Consider the following 19,427-nt stretch of genomic DNA (forward strand, 5'->3'; position numbering starts at 1 on the left):
AATGGCAAAAGAGAAATTTGAGCGGACCAAGCCGCACGTGAACGTGGGCACGATTGGTCACGTGGACCACGGCAAGACGACGCTGACGGCTGCCATCACCACGGTGCTGGCTGCCAAGTTCGGTGGCGCCGCCAAGGCCTACGACCAGATCGACGCGGCTCCTGAAGAGAAGGCTCGTGGCATCACCATCAACACCGCACACGTGGAATACGAGACGGCCAACCGCCACTACGCCCACGTGGACTGCCCCGGTCACGCCGACTACGTCAAGAACATGATCACCGGTGCTGCCCAGATGGACGGCGCCATCCTGGTGTGCTCGGCCGCCGACGGCCCGATGCCCCAGACCCGCGAACACATCCTGCTGGCCCGCCAGGTGGGTGTTCCCTACATCATCGTGTTCCTGAACAAGTGCGACATGGTGGACGATGCCGAGCTGCTGGAGCTGGTTGAAATGGAAGTGCGCGAGCTGCTCTCCAAGTACGACTTCCCCGGCGACGACACCCCCATTGTCAAGGGTTCGGCCAAACTGGCGCTGGAAGGCGACAAGGGCGATCTGGGCGAGCAGGCCATCATGCGCCTGGCCGACGCGCTGGACAGCTACATCCCCACGCCTGAGCGTGCTGTGGATGGTGCCTTCCTGATGCCTGTGGAAGACGTGTTCTCCATCTCTGGTCGCGGCACCGTGGTGACCGGTCGTATCGAGCGCGGCATCATCAAGGTCGGCGAAGAAATCGAAATCGTCGGTATCGCCGCCACCCAGAAGACCACCTGCACCGGCGTGGAGATGTTCCGCAAGCTGCTGGACCAGGGTCAGGCTGGCGACAACGTCGGTATCCTGCTGCGCGGCACCAAGCGCGAAGAAGTGCAGCGCGGCCAGGTGCTGTGCAAGCCCGGCTCCATCAAGCCGCACACGCACTTCACCGGCGAGGTGTACGTGCTGTCCAAGGACGAAGGTGGCCGTCACACGCCGTTCTTCAACAACTACCGCCCGCAGTTCTACTTCCGCACGACGGACGTGACCGGTGCCATCGAGCTGCCTGAGGGCAAGGAAATGGTGATGCCTGGCGACAACGTGTCGATCACCGTCAAGCTGATCGCCCCGATCGCCATGGAAGAAGGTCTGCGCTTTGCCATCCGTGAAGGCGGTCGTACCGTCGGCGCCGGCGTCGTGGCCAAGATCATTGCTTAACCGGATCCGGAGAACCGCATGTCTACCAAGCAAAAAATCCGCATCCGCCTGAAGGCGTTTGATTACAAGCTGATCGACACCTCGGCCGCCGAAATCGTCGACACCGCCAAGCGCACCGGCGCGATCGTCAAGGGTCCCGTGCCCCTGCCGACCCGCATGAAGCGCTTCGACATCCTGCGTTCGCCGCACGTCAACAAGACCTCGCGCGACCAGCTGGAAATCCGTACCCACCAGCGTCTGATGGACATCGTCGACCCGACCGACAAAACGGTAGACGCCCTGATGAAGCTGGACCTTCCGGCCGGCGTGGACGTCGAAATCAAGCTGCAGTAAACGCTGCGCGCAGGTCTGGCGATGGTCGGGCTTGCACAAACAAAGCCCGCTGGTTATACTGGCGGGCTTTTCGGGCTTCTGGCCCTTAACCGCGTTCGTCTTTCGGTCATGCGACCGGTGGGCTGCGCACCATCAGCCCCGGCCAATTGCAGTCGGGAACGGAGAAAACAATGAGTCTTAGCAACTCCCTCGGGTTGTTGGGTCGCAAGGTGGGCATGATGCGTCTGTTCACCGATGACGGGGACGCAGTGCCTGTCACGGTGGTCGATGTGTCGAACAACCGTGTGACGCAAGTCAAAACCCAAGCCAACGATGGCTACGACGCGCTGCAGGTCACCTTTGGCCAGCGTCGCGCCTCCCGCGTTACCAAGCCCATCGCGGGCCACCTGGCCAAGGCTGGTGTCGAAGCGGGTGAGATCATCCAGGAATTCCGCGTTGCCGCCGATGTGGCTGCCCAGTACCAGCCAGGCGCTACCGTGGCCGCCAACGCCATCTTTGCCGCCGGCCAGAAGGTCGACGTGCAGGGCACTTCGATCGGTAAGGGCTACGCCGGCACCATCAAGCGCCACAACTTCAGCTCGCAGCGCGCGTCGCACGGCAACAGCCGTTCGCACAACGTGCCGGGCTCGATCTCCATGGCCCAGGATCCGGGTCGCGTGTTCCCGGGCAAAAAGATGACCGGTCACATGGGCGATCAGACCAAGACCATCCAGAACCTGGACATCTTCCGCGTCGACGAAGCCCGTCAGCTGCTGATGATCCGCGGTGCCGTGCCTGGCGCCAACGGCGGTTTCCTGACCGTTCGTCCCGCCGTCAAGGCCAAGAAGGGAGCTAACTGATGCAAGTTGAACTCCTGAACGACCAAGGTCAGGCTGCGTCCAAGCTGGACGTGCCCGAGACCGTCTTTGGCCGTGATTACAACGAGTCCCTGATTCACCAGCTCGTGGTGGCGTATCAGGCCAACGCCCGTCAAGGTACGCGTGCCCAGAAGGACCGTGAGCAGGTCAAGCACTCGACCAAGAAGCCGTTCAAGCAGAAGGGCACCGGCAACGCCCGTGCCGGTATGACTTCCTCGCCGCTGTGGCGCGGGGGCGGTCGCATCTTCCCGAACAGCCCGGACGAAAACTTCACCCAGAAGCTCAACAAGAAGATGTACCGCGCCGGTATGGCCTCCATCTTCTCGCAGCTGGTGCGTGAAGGCCGCCTGGCCGTGGTCGACTCCATCAAGGTGGACTCGCCCAAGACCAAGCAGCTCGCCGCCAAGTTCAAGGCCATGAACCTGAGCAACGTGCTGGTCATCGCCGAAGAAGTCGACGAGAACCTGTACCTGGCTTCGCGCAACCTGGCCAACGTGCTCGTGGTCGAGCCGCGTTACGCCGACCCGGTGTCGCTGGTGCACTACAAGAAGGTCATCGTCACCAAGGGTGCCATCGACCAGCTCAAGGAGATGTTCGCATGAGCGTCAAAAAATACGACGAAGGTCGTCTGATGCAGGTGCTCGTGGCACCGATCGTGTCGGAAAAGGCCACTCAAGCCGCCGAGCAGTCCAATGCGGTGCTGTTCAAGGTGCTGCAGGACGCCACCAAGCCCGAAATCAAGGCCGCCGTTGAACTGATGTTCAAGGTCCAGGTCAAGGGCGTGTCCGTGCTCAACCAGAAGGGCAAGACCAAGCGCTTCGGCAAGACCGTGGGTCGCCGTGACCATGTGCGCAAGGCCTATGTCACGCTGGCCGAGGGTCAGGAACTCAACTTCGGTGGGGAGGCCTAATCATGGCAGTGATCAAGATGAAACCGACTTCGCCAGGCCGTCGCGGCATGGTGAAGGTCACGCGCGAGAACCTGCACAAGGGTTCGGGTTTCGCGCCGCTGCTGGAGCCCCAGCACCAGAAGTCCGGCCGCAACAACAACGGCCACATCACGGTTCGCCACAAGGGCGGTGGTGCCAAGCACCACTACCGCGTGGTCGACTTCCGTCGCAACAAGGACAACATCCCGGCCAAGGTCGAGCGCATCGAATACGACCCGAACCGCACGGCGCACATCGCGCTGCTGTGCTACGCCGATGGCGAGCGCCGCTACATCATCGCCCCGCGTGGCGTTGAAGTCGGTGCCACGCTGCTGTCCGGTTCCGAGTCGCCGATCCGCGTGGGCAACACCCTGCCGATCCGCAACATTCCGGTCGGTTCGACGATCCACTGCATCGAGCTGCAAGTCGGCAAAGGTGCCCAGATCGCCCGTTCCGCCGGTGCTTCCGCCGTGCTGCTGGCCCGCGAAGGCATCTACGCCCAGGTTCGCATGCGTTCGGGCGAAGTGCGCAAGATCCACGTGGATTGCCGCGCCACCATCGGTGAAGTCTCCAACACGGAACACAGCCTGCGCCAAATCGGCAAGGCCGGTATCAAGCGCCACATGGGCATCCGCCCGACCGTGCGTGGTACCGCCATGAACCCGATCGACCACCCGCACGGTGGTGGTGAAGGCAAGACCGGCGAAGGTCGTGCACCGGTGGATCCGTGGGGCAACCTGACCAAGGGTTACCGCACCCGCAACAACCGCCGCACGCAGAACATGATCGTGTCGCGTCGCAAGAAGTAAGGGGTTGACGAAATGACTCGTTCTCTCAAAAAAGGTCCCTTCGTTGACCACCACCTGATGGCCAAGGTCGAGAAGGCTGTGTCCACCAAGGACAAGAAGCCGGTCAAGACCTGGTCGCGCCGCTCCATGATCCTGCCCGAGTTCATCGGTCTGACGATCGCCGTGCACAACGGCAAGCAGCACGTGCCCGTGTACATCACCGACCAGATGGTGGGACACAAGCTCGGCGAGTTTTCGCTGACGCGCACGTTCAAAGGCCATCCGGCCGACAAGAAAGCCAAGAAGTAAGGACCAACCATGAGTACAGAAACCCGCTCCGTCGTTCGCGGCGTGCGCCTGTCGGTGGACAAAGGCCGTCTCGTGGCCGACCTGATTCGTGGCAAGAAGGTCGATCAGGCCCTGAACATCCTGTCGTTCACGCAGAAGAAGGCCGCTGGCATCGTCAAGAAAGCCCTTGACTCCGCCATCGCCAATGCCGAGCACAACGACGGCGCCGACATCGACGAACTGTTCGTCAAGTCGATCTACGTCGAGCAAGGCACCACGCTCAAGCGTTTTGCTGCCCGTGCCAAGGGCCGCGGCAACCGCATCAGCAAACCCACGTGTCACATCTACGTGACGGTTGGCAACTGAAGAGGCTAGAGGACATATGGGACAGAAAATCAACCCCACCGGCTTCCGCCTTGCAGTTTCCCGCAACTGGGCCAGCCGCTGGTACGCCTCCAATCGTGACTTCGCCGGCATGCTGGCCGAAGACATTAAGGTCCGCGAGTACCTCAAGGGCAAGCTGAAGAACGCCGCCGTTTCGCGCGTCGTGATCGAGCGCCCCGCCAAGAACGCCCGCATCACCATCTACTCGGCGCGTCCGGGCGTGGTGATCGGCAAGAAGGGTGAGGACATCGAGAAGCTGAAGAAGGATCTGGCCGCCAAACTGGGCGTGCCGGTCGCTGTGAACATCGAAGAGGTGCGCAAGCCCGAAATCGATGCCAAGCTGATCGCCGACTCGATCACCCAGCAGCTCGAAAAGCGGATCATGTTCCGCCGCGCCATGAAGCGCGCCATGCAGAACGCTATGCGTCTGGGTGCCTTGGGCATCAAGATCATGTCTGCCGGCCGTCTGAACGGCATTGAAATCGCCCGCACCGAGTGGTACCGCGAAGGCCGTGTGCCGCTGCACACCCTGCGCGCAGACATCGATTACGGCACTTCGGAAGCCAAGACCACCTACGGCGTCATTGGCGTCAAGGTCTGGGTCTACAAGGGCGACACCCTGGGCCGCAACGACGCGCCTGTGGTGGAGACCCCGCGTCCGGAAGAGGAGCGCCGTCCCCGCGGTCCGCGCCGTGAGCGCCCGGCCGGCCCGGCTGCCCGCGCCGCCGTGCGCCGTGGTGGCAACGCCGCCCCGACCGATGGCTCCGACAAGCCCGCCGAGGCCACCGACAAACCCGCCGTTAAGCGCGTTCGCAAAGACGCACCCGCAGGGGCACCTGCGGACGGCAAAGGAGAATAAACATGCTGCAACCCGCTCGCCGCAAGTACCGTAAAGAGCAGAAGGGCCGCAACACGGGCGTCGCCACCAGCGGCGCCACCGTGGCCTTCGGTGATTTCGGTCTGAAGTCCACCGACCGCGGCCGCCTGACGGCCCGCCAGATCGAAGCCGCACGCCGTGCGATTTCCCGTCACGTCAAGCGTGGCGGCCGGATCTGGATCCGCGTGTTCCCGGACAAGCCGATCTCCCAGAAGCCTGCCGAAGTCCGTATGGGCAACGGCAAGGGTTCCGTGGAGTACTACGTGGCCGAAATCCAGCCCGGCAAGGTGCTGTATGAAATCGTGGGCGTGCCCGAGCAACTCGCTCGCGAAGCCTTTGCCCTGGCCGCCGCCAAACTTCCCCTGCGCACCACCTTCGTGGCGCGCATGCTGGGTCAGTGATTCAGGAGAACATAGATGAAAGCTGCTGAACTGCGCCAGAAGGATGTGGCCGGCCTGGAAGCCGAAGTGAAGTCTCTGCAGAAGGCCCATTTCGGCCTGCGCATGCAGAAGGCCACGCAACAACTCAACAACACCGCCACGCTGGGCGACACCCGCCGTTCCATCGCTCGCGCCAAGACCATCCTGGCCGAGAAGCAACGCGCCGCCGCCAAGTAAGGAGTGACGAAATGACGGAAGCCAAAACATCCCTCAAGCGCACCCTGATCGGCAAGGTGGTCAGCGACAAGCGCGCCAAGACCGTGACGGTTCTGGTCGAGCGCCGTGTGAAGCACGAGCTCTACGACAAGATCGTCGCCAAGTCGAGCAAGTACCACGCCCACGACGAAAAGGGTGAGTACAAGCTCGGCGACGTGATCGAGATCACCGAAAGCCGCCCGCTGTCCAAGACCAAGAACTGGGTGGCTACCCGCCTGGTTCAAAAGGCCGCCGTGGTGTAAGCCTGTTTGCGCCGATTCCTGCGCAAGCCCGGAAAGCGACCGAGAATCTCGGTCGCTTTTTTCATTTCCGGCCCACGGGTCACCACAGACGAGGAGAACACACCATGATTCAGGTAGGCGACAAGATTCCGGCCGTCACGCTGATGGAATACAGCGAAGTCGAGGGCAACGGCTGCAGCATCGGCCCTAACCCGGTGGACACGGCCACTGCCAGCGCCGGCAAGACCATTGCACTGTTCGCCCTGCCTGGCGCGTTCACGCCCACCTGCTCGGCCAAACATGTGCCGGGTTACGTGGAGCAGCACGACGCACTGAAGGCGGCCGGTGTGGACGAAATCTGGTGCGTGAGCGTCAACGATGCCTTCGTGATGGGCGCGTGGGCACGCGACCAGAAATCAGGCACCAAGGTGCGCATGCTTGCAGACGGCAGCGCCGATTTCGCCAAGGCGACCGGCCTGACGCTGGATCTGACCGCCCGGGGCATGGGCTTGCGCAGCAACCGGTACTCGATGCTCGTCAAGGACGGCGTCGTCAAGACACTGAATGTGGAAGGCCCGGGCAAGTTTGAGGTCAGCGACGCAGCGACGCTGCTGGCACAGGCCCGCGGCTGAAGTTCAGGCGCCGCCCAAGGTCAGGGTGCGCAGATCCAGCTTGAGGTAGTGCGCGCCCGCCAGGGGGTTGTGGTAATAGGGCTCAGTCTCGACAAAGCCCACTTCCTGGTAGAGCGCGCGTGCTGCCTCCATGTCGGTCAGGGTGTCCAGCAGCATGGTCGTGTAGCCGGCTTGCTGGGCAGCAGTAATCACGGCATCCACCAGTTGCCGGCCCAGACCAAGCCCGCGGAAAGCCGGACGAACGAACAGGCGCTTCATCTCACACGCATTGAGATGGTCGCTGTTGGCCAGAGGCCTGAAGGCGCAGCAACCGGCCGGTGCGCCATCGACCTGTGCGAGGAACAGTCCACCGGACGGTTCGGCATAGTCGCCAGGCAAGGTCCGCAGTTCTTCTTCAAATCCCTGGAAACAGAGATCGATGCCGAGTCCTGCCTGGTAGTCCAGGAACAGCGAGCGGACCGCCGCCAGTTCTACGGCCGAGCGGGCGTGCATGAGAGACAGCTGGGAGGTGTGACGGGGGTCGGACATCGGCGGCAGGATCGAGCGGTGCAGGCGAGCGGGCACTATACGACAGTGACGGGCGTCGGCCACGCGGGGTCTCATCCCCAGCTGGTCTGACCTAGGCCGACAAGCCAGTACACCGCAGCGCCACAGACCGCCCAGATCACCAACGCGAGCAGCCGCGATGCCGTGCTGTCCGGTGCGCTGGGCAGCGGTGCCTCGACTTGCTTGTCGCCCAGCACCATCGGTCGTACCAGGTTGTCCTTTTTGACCCATTTGTAGAACAGGATGGCCAGCACGTGCAGCGCGACCAGCGCGATGAGCAGGAGCTTGCCGATGGACTTGTGATACCGGGTGGCCTGGGTCACCGTGTCGCCAGACACCAGGCTGACCAACGGGCCGGTGAACGCAATTTCGTCGTCGGCGACCAGGCCGGTGCTCACCTGCAGCAGCAGCACCGCGATCAATGCGAACACCGATAACATGCCCAGGGGGGTGTGACCGACGCGGTGCTCCGGCCGGTCGTTGCCCCGGAGGTAGGCCAACACGTTTGCAGGGCTGTAGAGGAAGCTGCTGAACCGGGACCAGTGTCCGCCGACAAAACCCCAGGCGATGCGAAACAGCAGCAGGCTCAGAACCACGTAGCCCAGGCGCCCGTGCCAGGTCATCCAGTTGCCTCCCACATTGGCGGTGATGACCAGACCGATGACGCAGAGGGCCAGCGCCCAGTGGAACAGACGGGTTGGCAGATCCCAGACGCGGATGGTGTGCATGGTGAGGGCCAAGTGTTGACGCGAGGAACAGGTAGAGAAGATAAACCCTGACAGGTTCCTGCGGAACTTTTCCCCGTGCGGGAAGCTCCCGGCTCGGGTAGCCCCAGCGGCTGCACCTTCATCCATCAAGTCAACCCTGCGCAGGAGTCCTCATGAAATTGCTTGCTTCACTCACGCTGGCCGCCGTGGTGTCCACACTGTCGGTGCCTGCGATGGCCCAGTTCCAGAAGCCGGAAGACGCCGTCAAGTACCGCAAGGCAGCGCTCACGGTGATGGCCGCTCACTTCGGACGCCTCGGTGCCATGGCCAGCGACAAGGCACCGTTCGACGCCAAGGTGGCGGCAGAGAACGCGGCGATTGTGGAGACCATGAGCAAGCTGCCCTGGGCCGGGTTCGTGGCCGGCTCCGAGAAGGGGGAAACCCGAGCCAAGCCGGAAATTTGGACCGACGGGGCCAAGTTCAAGAAGGCGTCGGAAGACATGATGGCGTCGGTCGCCCAGCTCAATGCGGCTGCCAAGACGGGCAATCTGGACAACCTGAAGAAAGCGTTCGGCGAATCTGCCAAGACTTGCAAGGCGTGCCACGACGCATTCCGCAAGGAGTGAGCGAGCACTTCATTGGCACCTCAATAACAGAAATGGGCGGGCACCCGTGAAGGTGTCCGCCCATTTCGTTGATGGCTCGGGTCTCGCTTGGTCAGCTCTTGGCGAGCAGGTCCTCGATCAGGTTGTGCAGCGCGGCAAAGTCGGGTTCGCCGACGAAGCGCTTGACGATGCGCCCCTGCTTGTCGACCAGGTAGGTGGTCGGGGTCAGCTTCACGTCGCCCCAGTTCTTGGCGAGTTCGCCGGTGTTGTCCAGCGCCACCTTGAACGGTAGCTGGCGCGACTGGGCGTAGTTGGCCACCCAGGCCGGCTGGTCGTAGCTCATGGCGACGGCGATGGTTTCGTACCCTTTGTCCTTGTATTTCTGGTGGGTGCTGACCAGCGAGGGCATCTCCTTGACACAGGTGACGCAGGTGGTGGCCCAGAAGTTGACCAGGGTCACCTTGCCCTTTAGGTCCGCGGTGGTGGTGGTGCTGCCGTCCAGCAGCACGAAACTGGAGGCAGGCGCCTCGTCACCGGAGGCGCAGCCGGACAGGCCAAGCGCACCGGCAACCAGAAGGGCGGCGAGCGAGCGGCGGCGGGAGAACAAAGTGGAGATCATGGGCGCAGGGGGAATTTCGGATTGGCCGAGGTCTGATCGTCCAATTGTCCCGGAGTTCATTCCGATCCCGCAACCGTTTCAGCGCAAACGGGCGCGAGCCTGCTGCAGGCGGGCATCGAGGTACTCCCCGTAAAAATCCGGAACCGCCACGCCGACCAGCCGCTCCGCCAGGTCTTCTCCCTTGGCGCCCAGGAACAGCACGGTGGGCGCGAAACGGGCTTTCCAGGCCTTGGCCTGTTCGGCGGGCGTGGTCATCGAGCCGTCGAATCCCTGCAGGTTGCTGGTGCGGTCGCGGACGTCGAGCTGGACGGCATGCAACTGCCCCTGCCTCAGCATGGGCAGCAGGTGGTGGTTGCGCACCAGGTCGCAGTACGGACAGCCGGCGAGGGTGGTCATCACGACCAGCGGTTCGCCACGCGCCACCGCCGCCAGGGCGCTGCCTCGCAGCGAAGTCGGGGTGGGGAGGGCGGATGAATGGCCGGGGGTGTTCATGGAAAACTCAGGGGAGTATGTTGGCGCGCCTCGGAAGATACCGCGATTGCGGCATTCCTCCAACCGTGTCGGATGCACCGGGCCGTTTGCGGATGCAGATACCATCCGGGGCTTTCCCAGGGCCTTGAGCCCTCCATGGTGGCATCACTCTGCCGCGCCTTCCGGAGACTCCTTTGTTGCACCCTTTGCGCGCCGCTGGCCTGGCGGCGCTGCTGGCCCTTGGGGCCTGCAGTCCCACGTTCAACTGGCGTGAGTGGCCGGTCGCTGGCACGCCCTTGCGTGCGCTGATGCCCTGCAAGCCGGAGAGTGCGAGCCGGCCGGTGCCGATGCTGGGGACGCCGGTGGAACTGCACATGCAGGCCTGCGAGACCGGTGGCATGCGGTTCGCCCTGGCCTGGGCCGACGTGGGCAGGGCCGACCAGGTGCCCGCCGCGCTGGCGGCCTGGCGTGTGGCGAGCCTCCAGACGCTCCGGGTGCCTGCGGCTTCGCCGGACGATCCAGGTCTGGCCTGGTCGGTCGGGGTCAAGGGCGCGCCGCAGGCACAGGGCGTGCAGGCCCGGGGCACCGATCCCCAGGGGCAGCCGGTGGTCATGCAGGCCGCGTATTTCGCCCGCGGCACACAGGTGTTCCAGGCCGCGGTCTATGGCGCCCGGCTGGATGAAGGGGCTCGCGAAGCCTTTTTCGCCGGGCTGAGCCTCGCGCAGCCATGAGAAGCACCGGGACCGAGTCGGGTAACCACCTCTTGCCGCCACTGGTGGCGGTTTCGGTGTTTCTGGCCTTCGCGCTGACGTACTTCCTGTCGGCGCTGATCCGTGCGGTCACCGCCACGCTGTCGCCGGTGCTCGGTGCCGAACTGTCGCTGCAGGCGAGCGACCTCGGGTTGCTGGCCGGTGGGTACTTCTTCGGCTTCGCCCTGACCCAGCTGCCCCTGGGCTCGTGGCTGGACCGATTCGGCCCGCGGCAGGTGATCCTGGCCTTCCTGGGGGTGGCGGTGGCGGGCTGTGCGGCCTTTGCCATGGCCACCAGCTTTTCAGGTTTGCTGGCCGCCCGCGTGCTCACCGGCATGGGCGTGAGCGCCTGCCTCATGGCGCCACTCACCGGCTACCGCCGCTGGCTGCAGCCGGCCACGCAACTGCGTGCCAACTCCTGGATGCTGATGACCGGGTCCATGGGCATGGTGGCGTCCACCCTGCCGGTGCAGTGGCTGATGCCGATGCTGGGATGGCGTGGGCTGTTCTGGTCGCTGGCAGCGCTGGTGCTGCTGTCCATGCTGGTGCTGGCGGCGCTGGTGCCGCGCTGGCGCAAGGAGCCCTCATCCGTGGTGGCTGCGCCCGAAGCGTCGGGCTACGGTGCGATCTGGCGCCACCCGTACTTCCGGCAGATGGCGCCCATCGGCTTCATCAACTACGGCGGCATGGTGGCGGTGCAGACCCTGTGGGCGGGTCCCTGGATGGTGCAGGTGGCCGGCTACACGCCGCAGCGCGCGGCCGTCGGGCTGTTCGGGATCAACCTGTGCATGCTGCTGAGCTTCTGGCTGTGGGGCATGGTCAACCCCCATCTGTCGCGGCGGGGCATCCCAGCCGAGCGGCTGATCGCCTGGGGTCTCCCCCTGAGCTTCGTGGTGCTGGCGGCCATTGTGGTGCTCGGGCCCCGTGCCGGCTGGCCCTTGTGGGCAGCGTTCTGTGTGGGCAGCACCTTCGTTTCTCTGTCGCAGCCCGCCGTGGCGCTGGCGCTGCCTGCGGCGGCGGCCGGGCGCGCGCTGTCGGCCTACAACCTGGTGATCTTTGCCGGCGTGTTCCTGGTGCAGTGGGCGATCGGCGGACTGGTGGACGCCTTCGCGCTGCTGGGCTGGGACATTGTGGCGCGCTTTCGGGGCGCGATCGCGGTGTTCGGGCTGTGCTGCGTGTCGGCCTATGGGGTTTTCCTGTTCGGATACCGGCGCCAGCGCGCAGCCCCCGGGGGATAAACTCCGAACGATGAACGGCATCCTCATCGTTGCGCACGCGCCGCTGGCTTCGGCCCTGCGGGCCTGCGTGCTGCACGTGTTTCCCGACAGCGCGAATGCGGTGTCGGCCCTGGATGTCATGCCCAATGCCCCCCCGGAGGAGTCGCTGGCCCAGGCGCGCATCCTCATGCGACAGCTGGACACGCCGCAGACGCTGGTGCTGACCGACGTGTTCGGTGCCACGCCCTGCAACGTGGCGCACAAGCTGGTCGACGGTGTGCGCTCCAAGCTGATCGCCGGCGTGAATCTGCCGATGCTGCTGCGCACCGTGTCGTACCGGCACGAGTCGCTGGACGCGCTGGTCTCGCGCGCCATGGTGGGGGCCACGCAGGGTGTGATCCAGGTGGCCGTGACGGCACCACAGAATCAGGCGAGAAGAACCACACATGATCAAGACCACCGCGACCATCAGCAATAAGCTGGGCCTGCACGCCCGCGCTTCGGCCAAGCTCACCAAGCTGGCCGGCAGCCACCAGTGCGAGGTGTGGATGTCCAAGGGGGACCGCCGCATCAACGCCAAGAGCATCATGGGCGTCATGATGCTGGCCGCCGGGGTGGGCAGCCAGGTCGAAATCGAGACCAGCGGCCCGGACGAGCAGGCCGCGATGGATGCCATCGTGGCGCTGATCAACGACAAGTTCGGGGAAGGCGAGTGAGCTTCACCGTCCACGGTCTGGCGGTCTCCCGGGGCATTGCCATCGGGCGGGCGGTGATCGTGGCGTCCAGCCGCATCGACGTCGCCCACTACTTCGTCAAGCCTGATCAGGTCGAGGCCGAGATCCAGCGCCTGCGGCGGGCCCGCAACGGTGTGGTCGAGGAGATCGAGAAGGTCCAGGCCAGCCTGGATGAGCTGGGTTCACAAGACGCGCACCCGGAGCTGAGCGCGCTGCTGGATGTGCACCTGATGCTGCTGCAGGACGAGCAGCTCACGAGTGGTGTCAAGCACTGGATCACCGAGCGCCACTACAACGCCGAGTGGGCGCTGACCACCCAGCTGGAGGTGATTGCGCGCCAGTTCGACGAGATGGAGGACCCTTATCTGCGCGAGCGCAAGGCCGACCTGGAGCAGGTGGTCGAACGCATGCTGCGCATGATGCGCGGTGTGGCTTCGCCCGTCGCCGCGCCACTGCCTCCCGCGGACGAGGGCGAGCCCAACGGTACCCTCTTCGATCCCTCGGTCGACGTGCCCCTGGTGCTGATCGCGCACGACCTGTCGCCGGCCGACATGCTGCAGTTCAAGCAGAGCGTGTTCGCCGGCTTCGTCACCGACGTGGGCGGCAAGACCAGCCACACCGCCATCGTCGCGCGCAGCATGGACATCCCCGCGGTGGTCGGGGCGCGCTCGGCCAGTCACCTGATCAACCAGGACGACTGGGTCATCATTGATGGCGACGCCGGTGTGGTGATCGTCGACCCGTCGCCCATCCTGATGGCCGAGTACGGCTTCAAGCAGCGCCAGGGTGAGGTCGAGCGCGAGCGGCTCTCGCGTCTGAAGAACACCCCGGCCGTGACGCTGGATGGCCAGAAGATCGAGTTGCTGGCCAACATCGAGCAGCCCGAGGACGCCGCCGCGGCGCTCAAGGCTGGCGCCGTGGGCGTGGGACTGTTCCGAACCGAGTTCCTGTTCATGGGCCGCAACGGCAAGCTGCCCGACGAGGAAGAACAGTACGCCGCCTACCGCCGGGCCGTCGAGGGCATGCAGGGGCTGCCGGTCACGATTCGCACGGTCGACGTCGGTGCCGACAAGCCGCTGGACCGCACCCCGGTGCGCGCCGGCGAGGACCACCTCAACCCCGCGCTGGGCTTGCGCGCGATCCGCTGGAGCCTGGCCGACCCGGCGATGTTCCTGGCGCAGCTGCGCGCCATCCTGCGAGCGGCGGCGCTCGGCCCGATCAATTTGCTGGTGCCCATGCTGGCCCACGCCAGCGAGATCCGCCAGACGCTGGCGCTGGTCGACAAAGCGCGGGCACAGCTCGACGCCCTGGGGGTGGTTCACGGCCCGGTGCGGCTGGGCGCCATGATTGAGGTGCCTGCCGCGGCGCTGACGATCCCGCTGTTCCTGCGCCACTTCGATTTTCTCTCCATCGGCACCAACGACCTGATCCAGTACACGCTGGCGATCGATCGTGCCGACGAGGCGGTGGCCCACCTCTACGACCCGGTGCACCCGGCGGTGCTGCACCTGGTGGCCAGCACCATCGCGCAGGCCCGCGCGCAGGGCAAGGGCGTGAGTGTGTGCGGCGAGATGGCGGGCGATGTCGGCATGACGCGCCTGCTGCTCGGGCTGGGCTTGCGCAGTTTTTCGATGCACCCCACGCAGATCCTGGCCGTCAAACAGCAGATTCTGCGATGCGACACCGGCAAGCTGGCGGCATGGGCGCAGAGCGTGCTGGCGGCCGAAGATCCGGCCGCGCTGATGGCCGACTGACCCCTCAGGCCGCCGGCCGCCGCGTGGCCAGCACCGCTGCGCCAATGATCAGGGCCGCGGCCATCCCGACCGACAGACTCGGTGCCTCGCCGCGCACCCACAGCAGGGTCAGCGTCGACAGCAGCGGGGTGAGAAAACTGAGCACACCGATCTGGCGCGCGTCGCCGCGCTTGAGCGCCGCGTCCCACAGGAAAAAGGCACCGCCCAGCGGCCCGAGACCGAGCAGCGCGATGAGCGCCCAGTCCTGCGCGGTCAGCGACACCGCTGGTTCCATGAATGCGTGGCACAGCAGCGACAACAGGCCGGACACCAGGGCGAAGCTGCCGATGGCGGCGGTCGGGAATGGCGCCACGCGCTTGGTCAGCAGTGAGTAGCTGGCCCAGATGAAGGCCGCGCCGGCGGCGGGCAGGTAGCCCCACGCCCAGACCGCCTCGGCCGGGCCGCTGCGCCCGAGGATGGCCAGGGCGGCGCCTGCGAAACCCAGCAGGGCGGCCAGGATGTGGCGCGCGGTGAGCGTGGTGCCGGGCAGAAGCAGGGGTGCCATCACGACGATGCCCAGCGGCCACAGGTAGTTCACCAGGTTGGCCTGCACCGGGGGGGCGTGGCGCAGCGCAATGAAGAGCAGGAAGTGGTAGCAGAACAGGCCGTACACGCCCAGGGCCAGCGTCGCCGGCGGCACCCGCCAGCGCCGCCAGTCGAAGCGCGAAAGCGGCAGGGCGATCAGGCTGCCGATCAGCAGCGACAGGCCGGTCAGCAGGAAGGGCGGGACGTGGGACAGCGCCACGCCCAGTGCGGCCAGAGAGCCCCAGAGGGCGACGGCGCCCAGCGCGAGCAGGTTGGCACTCATTTCTTCACGCCTTTCCGACTGGTTGCTTGATCAGGGACAAAGTCATGGGCACGGAACTTCTTTGATACTACGTGGGGTATTTTTCACAGGACCTGCACGTGAGCACTTTCAATCACAACGACCTGATGCGCGACATCAATGCCAGTCTGGCGCCGTTCCGCAAGACCCAGGGCAACGCAATGGCCGGCTTCGGACAGCTGGCCAAGGCGGCCATCACCGACGGCGCGCTCAGTGCCAAACACAAGGAGCTGGTGGCGCTGGCGATCGCCGTCACCCAGCGCTGTTCGGGCTGCATCGGCTTTCACGTCAAGGCGCTGGTGCAGCTGGGTTGCACGCGCGCCGAACTGGAAGAGATGCTGTCCGTCTGCGTCTACATGGGCGGCGGTCCGGCGCTGATGTATGCGGCCGAGGCCATCGCCGCCTGGGAGAAGATGGCGCCTCAGGACCTGCACGCGAGAGTTTAGTCAGGCCGTCGTCGCGCGGCGCGGGTCAATCGTCGCCGTTCAAGGGCGTCGGATCGTCTTGCTTCCGCAGCGCCGCGGTGAGGGCGGACGGGGAGCGGTAGCCGCAGCGCCGGGCGACCTCGGCCACGGGCAGTCCTTGCGCGCGCAGGTGCCGCGCGCGGTCCATCCGCAGGCTGCGCAACCAGGCCATGGGGCTCTGGCCGAGTTCCTGCTGGCAGCGTTCGGTGAACTGGGCCGGGCTGAGATGGGTGCGCGTGGCCAGATCGGCCACCGACAGCCGCTCGTCAACTGCCTTCAGCGCCCAGGCCTGAAGACTCTGCCAGTCGATGGCGCGCCGGGAGCGTCTGGGCAGCGCGGGCGGCGCCCAGGCTTCCAGCAGCAATGCCGGCCCCAGCTGGCGGGCCCGAACCAGACCCGATGCGCAGGCCGACGCCAGGTAGCGAGCCAGCGGCAAGGTGTCCGGCAGGGGGGCGCTGCGGTCCAGCCGGGTCCAGCCCATGTTGGAAGAGTCCAGCACCAGGCAGCGGGCGCCCCGGGTCGATTCAAAGTCGTGCCGCAGGCCTGGCGCAATCACCACCCCGTCGCCAGTGCCGACACGTCGCCCGCGGCCGTCGACCTCCAGCTCCAGCCAGCCCTCCAGACCCAGCAGGATCTGGAAGTGGTCGTGCGCATGGCTACCCGGCGAGGCGCCGTAGTGGCGCACCGACAGAGCGTCGTGCGCGCCGGCCATGTCAGGTCCTGGGGTTGTTCAGCACGTCGTGCGCCTGCTGGTCGGCGTGGTAGCTGGACCGAACCATGGCGCCGACGGCGGCGTGGGTGAAGCCCATCTCGTAGGCCTTTTCCTCGAACATCTTGAAGGTGTCGGGGTGCACGTAGCGGCGCACCGGCAGGTGGTGCCCGCTGGGCGCCAGGTACTGGCCGATGGTGAGCATGTCGATGTCGTGCGCGCGCATGTCGCGCATGACGTCCAGGATCTCTTCGTCGGTCTCGCCCAGTCCGACCATCAGGCCGCTCTTGGTCGGGATGCCGGGGAAACGCTGCTTGAATTTCTTGAGCAGGTTCAGGCTGAACTGGTAGTCCGAGCCCGGGCGCGCTTCCTTGTACAGGCGCGGCACGGTCTCCAGGTTGTGGTTGAGCACGTCGGGCAGGCCGGCCGCCATGATGTCCAGCGCCTTTTCGTCGCGGCCGCGGAAGTCGGGCACCAGCACCTCGATCTGTGTGCCGGGAGAGAGCTCGCGGGTGCGCTGGATGCAGGCCACGTAGTGGCCCGCACCGCCATCGCGCAGGTCGTCGCGGTCCACACTGGTGATCACCACGTACTTGAGCTTGAGCTGGGCGATGGTTTTGGCCAGGTTCTCCGGCTCGTCCACGTCCAGTGGATCGGGGCGTCCATGGCCGACATCGCAGAACGGGCAGCGGCGCGTGCACTTGTCGCCCATGATCATGAAGGTCGCCGTGCCCTTGCCGAAGCACTCGCCGATGTTCGGGCAGCTCGCTTCTTCGCACACCGTGACCAACTTGTTGCTGCGCAGGATGTCCTTGATTTCATAGAAGCGCGTGGTCGGCGAGCCGGCCTTGACGCGGATCCACTCCGGCTTCTTGAGCACCTCGGCCGGCACGATCTTGATCGGGATGCGCGCCGTCTTCGCCTGGCTCTTCTGCTTGGCGGTCGCGTCGTACTGGGCGGCGGGCTGGGCTTCGCGGACGGTGTGGGCGTCGGCCTCGGGGGTGTCGGGGCGGGTCATGGCAGGGGCGCGGTCGGCGCGCGTTGGTGGTCAGGGGCCGAGAAGGGCGCCGAGCTGGTTGCTCAGCACCCTGGCCGCTTCATCCCATGAAACGGCAGCCCCTATTGTAGAAAGGTCGACCGTCTGCAGGCCTGCATAACCACATGGGTTGATGCGCCAGAAGGGCTGCAGGTCCATGGTCACGTTCAGCGCGACACCGTGGTAGGTGCAGTGCCGGCTGACCTTGATGCCCAGCGCCGCAATCTTGCCCAGGCCGGTGAAATCGGGTTCTGGGGCTGGTGAACCTTGCGTGCGTTTCTGCGGCCGCTGCGGCAAAGGAGCGTGGCCGGTTGGGTCGCCCAGCCGCACGTAGATGCCGGGGGCGCCCGCAACACGGTGGCCAGTCACACCGAAGTGGGCCAGCGTGCGGATCACCGCCTCTTCGATGCGGTAGACGTACTCCTTCACGAAGTAGCCCGCGCGCTGCAGATCGATCAGCGGATAGGCGACGACCTGGCCAGGGCCGTGGTAGGTCACCTGGCCACCGCGGTTGGTCTTGACGACCGGAATGTCGCCCGGCGCCAGCAGGTGGTCATCCCTGCCCGCCAGGCCTTGCGTGAACACGGGTGGGTGCTCGCAGATCCACAACTCGTCGGGTGTCTGTGCCGACCGCGATTCGGTGAAGGCCACCATGGCGTCGAAGGTGGGCGCGTAGTCCACGCGCCCCAGCGGTCGGACGATCATGAGCGGATCAGAGGACGACCTTGACCATGGGGTGGGTGGTCAGGGTGCGGTACACCTCGTCCAGCTGCTCCCGGCTGGTGACGTACACCGTGAGCGTCAGGCCCAGGTAGTTGCCGGCCTTGCTCGGACGGTGTTCGATCGTGGCCTCGTCGAAGCCGGGGTCGAAGGCTTGCGCCACCGCAACCATGGCCGAGACATAGCCCTCGACGTTGGCCCCCATCACCTTGATAGGAAATCGGCAGGGGTACTTGATGAGCGACTGTTCTGGCGGAATGTCTCGTGGCAGGTCCATGGGGCGTGCGCAGCACGGGCTCGGCCCTGGCTGCATCAAAGTGAGAATTTTTCAGATCGTCCTTCGGCGCATGTGCTGGCGGGCACGGGGCCAGCAGAGGTCTGCCCGAGGGACGCGCACCATTATGGTCGCGCGCGTCAAGTCCTTGGTCAGCGCAGAACGATTGACGTTGGTTTGGGGTTTCTACGTATAATGAGAGGCTTTGCGAACCTTCGCACACCTGTAAACCGTTTGTAATCTGCCATGCCGACAATGCCCGGGCCCGACAAAGACGGGCAGCCATTGCCGGCCGATCAGACAGAGGCCAAATCGGGGCACGGATGGGAAGATGGGGAGCAAGAACCCGAATTCAAGCCACTGACGCGTGAACAGGCGCATCAGTGGCGCGCTGGTCAGCCGGAACTATCTGTCTGGCGTCTGGTGGGGGTGCAGGTGCTGGTGGGGGCGGTGTCGGGGTTGCTGGTCTGGCTGTTTTCGCGCCAGATGTCGCTGGCTCTGTCGGTGCTCTACGGCGCGGCTTCGGTGTTCATTCCGACGGCATTGATGGCCTACGGTCTGACCTCCAGTGCGTTGTCCCGTCTGATGCCGGGACATTCGCGGGCCACGTTCGCTGGCTTCCTGTTGTGGGAAGGGGTCAAGGTGTTGCTGGTGGTGGCCATGCTGTGGTCGGCGCCGGCGCTGGTCCCTGATCTCAGTTGGCTGGGTTTGCTGGCCGGGTTGGTTTTGACGCTGAAGGTGTACTGGTTTGGGCTGTGGTTCCAAACCAGGCGCCCACATTAATTTCCGTTGATTGGTGCA

30 protein-coding genes are annotated in these 19,427 nt (G+C 65.2%); 21 read left to right on the forward strand and 9 right to left on the reverse strand.

Translation table 11 applies throughout. The features are described 5' to 3' along the window. Position 1: 1 nt before the first annotated feature. From tuf to BC358_RS00065, 13 genes are all read left to right on the forward strand, one after another. On the forward strand, positions 2 to 1,192 hold the full coding sequence (tuf, locus tag BC358_RS00005; RefSeq protein ID WP_079364208.1) for an elongation factor Tu: 1,191 nt from the start codon (positions 2 to 4) through the stop codon (positions 1,190 to 1,192). 18 nt (positions 1,193 to 1,210) lie between these two features. Next, the gene (gene rpsJ, locus BC358_RS00010) at positions 1,211 to 1,525 is read left to right on the forward strand and encodes a 30S ribosomal protein S10 (RefSeq protein WP_066157716.1); all 315 of its coding nucleotides are present in this window, start codon (positions 1,211 to 1,213) and stop codon (positions 1,523 to 1,525) included. Positions 1,526 to 1,695: 170 nt separating this feature from the next. Beyond that, entirely contained in the window at positions 1,696 to 2,364 is a 669-nt protein-coding gene (gene rplC, locus BC358_RS00015) for a 50S ribosomal protein L3 (protein WP_066157714.1), read from the forward strand. Next, complete coding sequence (gene rplD / locus BC358_RS00020) at positions 2,364 to 2,984, forward strand: 50S ribosomal protein L4 (protein ID WP_066157712.1); 621 nt, start codon at positions 2,364 to 2,366, stop codon at positions 2,982 to 2,984. The genes rplC and rplD overlap by 1 nt, the downstream gene beginning before the upstream one ends. Beyond that, positions 2,981 to 3,292: a 50S ribosomal protein L23 gene (rplW, locus tag BC358_RS00025; RefSeq protein WP_079364209.1), complete on the forward strand. Its 312-nt coding sequence runs from the start codon at positions 2,981 to 2,983 to the stop codon at positions 3,290 to 3,292. Before rplD ends, rplW begins: the two co-directional genes overlap by 4 nt. Before the next feature lie 2 nt (positions 3,293 to 3,294). Further along, complete coding sequence (gene rplB, locus BC358_RS00030; protein WP_066157707.1) at positions 3,295 to 4,119, forward strand: 50S ribosomal protein L2; 825 nt, start codon at positions 3,295 to 3,297, stop codon at positions 4,117 to 4,119. 12 nt (positions 4,120 to 4,131) lie between these two features. After that, positions 4,132 to 4,407 (forward strand): 30S ribosomal protein S19, encoded by a 276-nt coding sequence (gene rpsS, locus BC358_RS00035; RefSeq protein WP_066157704.1) that lies wholly within the window; start codon positions 4,132 to 4,134, stop codon positions 4,405 to 4,407. A 9-nt stretch (positions 4,408 to 4,416) separates the two neighbouring features. Then, complete coding sequence (gene rplV / locus BC358_RS00040; protein WP_066157701.1) at positions 4,417 to 4,752, forward strand: 50S ribosomal protein L22; 336 nt, start codon at positions 4,417 to 4,419, stop codon at positions 4,750 to 4,752. Between the two features lie 16 nt (positions 4,753 to 4,768). Then, positions 4,769 to 5,629: a 30S ribosomal protein S3 gene (rpsC, locus tag BC358_RS00045; protein ID WP_066157699.1), complete on the forward strand. Its 861-nt coding sequence runs from the start codon at positions 4,769 to 4,771 to the stop codon at positions 5,627 to 5,629. A 2-nt stretch (positions 5,630 to 5,631) separates the two neighbouring features. Next, positions 5,632 to 6,048, forward strand: coding sequence for a 50S ribosomal protein L16 (rplP, locus tag BC358_RS00050; protein ID WP_066157696.1), 417 nt, complete (start codon positions 5,632 to 5,634; stop codon positions 6,046 to 6,048). 15 nt (positions 6,049 to 6,063) lie between these two features. Continuing rightward, the gene (gene rpmC / locus BC358_RS00055) at positions 6,064 to 6,264 is read left to right on the forward strand and encodes a 50S ribosomal protein L29 (protein WP_066157692.1); all 201 of its coding nucleotides are present in this window, start codon (positions 6,064 to 6,066) and stop codon (positions 6,262 to 6,264) included. 11 nt (positions 6,265 to 6,275) lie between these two features. Beyond that, complete coding sequence (gene rpsQ, locus BC358_RS00060; RefSeq protein WP_066157687.1) at positions 6,276 to 6,545, forward strand: 30S ribosomal protein S17; 270 nt, start codon at positions 6,276 to 6,278, stop codon at positions 6,543 to 6,545. 104 nt (positions 6,546 to 6,649) lie between these two features. Further along, entirely contained in the window at positions 6,650 to 7,156 is a 507-nt protein-coding gene (locus tag BC358_RS00065; RefSeq protein WP_066157683.1) for a peroxiredoxin, read from the forward strand. A 3-nt stretch (positions 7,157 to 7,159) separates the two neighbouring features. Here BC358_RS00065 and BC358_RS00070 read toward each other — a convergent pair whose 3' ends face one another. Together BC358_RS00070 and BC358_RS00075 are read right to left on the reverse strand one after the other, a co-directional pair. Further along, a complete protein-coding gene (locus tag BC358_RS00070) occupies positions 7,160 to 7,648 on the reverse strand; it encodes a GNAT family N-acetyltransferase (RefSeq protein ID WP_255284221.1) in 489 nt (162 codons plus the stop codon). Between the two features lie 107 nt (positions 7,649 to 7,755). Beyond that, entirely contained in the window at positions 7,756 to 8,430 is a 675-nt protein-coding gene (locus BC358_RS00075) for a cytochrome b/b6 domain-containing protein (RefSeq protein ID WP_079364210.1), read from the reverse strand. A 152-nt stretch (positions 8,431 to 8,582) separates the two neighbouring features. On the opposite strand from BC358_RS00075, the gene BC358_RS00080 reads away from it, so the two are divergent. Next, entirely contained in the window at positions 8,583 to 9,035 is a 453-nt protein-coding gene (locus BC358_RS00080; RefSeq protein ID WP_066157677.1) for a cytochrome c, read from the forward strand. Positions 9,036 to 9,126: 91 nt separating this feature from the next. Here the strand turns inward: BC358_RS00080 and BC358_RS00085 are convergent, their stop codons facing one another. After that, the gene (locus BC358_RS00085) at positions 9,127 to 9,633 is read right to left on the reverse strand and encodes a TlpA disulfide reductase family protein (RefSeq protein ID WP_066157676.1); all 507 of its coding nucleotides are present in this window, start codon (positions 9,631 to 9,633) and stop codon (positions 9,127 to 9,129) included. Positions 9,634 to 9,711: 78 nt separating this feature from the next. Then, positions 9,712 to 10,125, reverse strand: coding sequence for a thioredoxin fold domain-containing protein (locus tag BC358_RS00090; RefSeq protein ID WP_066157673.1), 414 nt, complete (start codon positions 10,123 to 10,125; stop codon positions 9,712 to 9,714). Between the two features lie 173 nt (positions 10,126 to 10,298). On the opposite strand from BC358_RS00090, the gene BC358_RS00095 reads away from it, so the two are divergent. The 5 genes from BC358_RS00095 to ptsP are packed head-to-tail and all read left to right on the forward strand — an operon-like array spanning position 10,299 to position 14,558. After that, positions 10,299 to 10,835 (forward strand): hypothetical protein, encoded by a 537-nt coding sequence (locus tag BC358_RS00095; RefSeq protein WP_127806510.1) that lies wholly within the window; start codon positions 10,299 to 10,301, stop codon positions 10,833 to 10,835. Continuing rightward, on the forward strand, positions 10,832 to 12,091 hold the full coding sequence (locus tag BC358_RS00100; RefSeq protein ID WP_079364211.1) for an MFS transporter: 1,260 nt from the start codon (positions 10,832 to 10,834) through the stop codon (positions 12,089 to 12,091). Before BC358_RS00095 ends, BC358_RS00100 begins: the two co-directional genes overlap by 4 nt. A 10-nt stretch (positions 12,092 to 12,101) precedes the next feature. After that, the gene (locus tag BC358_RS00105; protein WP_066157664.1) at positions 12,102 to 12,548 is read left to right on the forward strand and encodes a PTS sugar transporter subunit IIA; all 447 of its coding nucleotides are present in this window, start codon (positions 12,102 to 12,104) and stop codon (positions 12,546 to 12,548) included. Then, positions 12,517 to 12,786: an HPr family phosphocarrier protein gene (locus BC358_RS00110; RefSeq protein ID WP_066157661.1), complete on the forward strand. Its 270-nt coding sequence runs from the start codon at positions 12,517 to 12,519 to the stop codon at positions 12,784 to 12,786. Before BC358_RS00105 ends, BC358_RS00110 begins: the two co-directional genes overlap by 32 nt. Next, complete coding sequence (ptsP, locus tag BC358_RS00115) at positions 12,783 to 14,558, forward strand: phosphoenolpyruvate--protein phosphotransferase (RefSeq protein ID WP_079364212.1); 1,776 nt, start codon at positions 12,783 to 12,785, stop codon at positions 14,556 to 14,558. Before BC358_RS00110 ends, ptsP begins: the two co-directional genes overlap by 4 nt. Before the next feature lie 4 nt (positions 14,559 to 14,562). Here ptsP and BC358_RS00120 read toward each other — a convergent pair whose 3' ends face one another. Continuing rightward, the gene (locus BC358_RS00120) at positions 14,563 to 15,405 is read right to left on the reverse strand and encodes a DMT family transporter (RefSeq protein WP_079364213.1); all 843 of its coding nucleotides are present in this window, start codon (positions 15,403 to 15,405) and stop codon (positions 14,563 to 14,565) included. A 98-nt stretch (positions 15,406 to 15,503) separates the two neighbouring features. Here BC358_RS00120 and BC358_RS00125 point away from each other — a divergent pair, with 98 nt between their 5' ends. Beyond that, entirely contained in the window at positions 15,504 to 15,869 is a 366-nt protein-coding gene (locus BC358_RS00125) for a carboxymuconolactone decarboxylase family protein (RefSeq protein WP_079364214.1), read from the forward strand. A gap of 25 nt (positions 15,870 to 15,894) precedes the next feature. On the opposite strand, the gene BC358_RS00130 is transcribed toward BC358_RS00125, so the two are convergent. Genes BC358_RS00130 through BC358_RS00145 form a run of 4 tightly spaced genes read right to left on the reverse strand, consistent with a single transcriptional unit; the run spans position 15,895 to position 18,629 of the window. Continuing rightward, on the reverse strand, positions 15,895 to 16,599 hold the full coding sequence (locus BC358_RS00130) for an AraC family transcriptional regulator (protein ID WP_079364215.1): 705 nt from the start codon (positions 16,597 to 16,599) through the stop codon (positions 15,895 to 15,897). 1 nt (position 16,600) lies between these two features. After that, positions 16,601 to 17,614, reverse strand: coding sequence for a lipoyl synthase (gene lipA, locus BC358_RS00135; RefSeq protein ID WP_079364216.1), 1,014 nt, complete (start codon positions 17,612 to 17,614; stop codon positions 16,601 to 16,603). Between the two features lie 30 nt (positions 17,615 to 17,644). Next, positions 17,645 to 18,337, reverse strand: coding sequence for a lipoyl(octanoyl) transferase LipB (lipB, locus tag BC358_RS00140; RefSeq protein ID WP_079364217.1), 693 nt, complete (start codon positions 18,335 to 18,337; stop codon positions 17,645 to 17,647). 7 nt (positions 18,338 to 18,344) lie between these two features. Further along, complete coding sequence (locus tag BC358_RS00145) at positions 18,345 to 18,629, reverse strand: DUF493 family protein (protein ID WP_079364218.1); 285 nt, start codon at positions 18,627 to 18,629, stop codon at positions 18,345 to 18,347. Between the two features lie 243 nt (positions 18,630 to 18,872). On the opposite strand from BC358_RS00145, the gene BC358_RS00155 reads away from it, so the two are divergent. Continuing rightward, positions 18,873 to 19,409, forward strand: coding sequence for an ATP synthase subunit I (locus tag BC358_RS00155; RefSeq protein ID WP_256861393.1), 537 nt, complete (start codon positions 18,873 to 18,875; stop codon positions 19,407 to 19,409). The last annotated feature ends 18 nt before the right edge of the window (positions 19,410 to 19,427 follow it).

Source organism: Hydrogenophaga sp. H7 (assembly GCF_002025745.1).
GTDB classification, from domain to species: Bacteria; Pseudomonadota; Gammaproteobacteria; order Burkholderiales; family Burkholderiaceae_C; genus Hydrogenophaga; species Hydrogenophaga pseudoflava.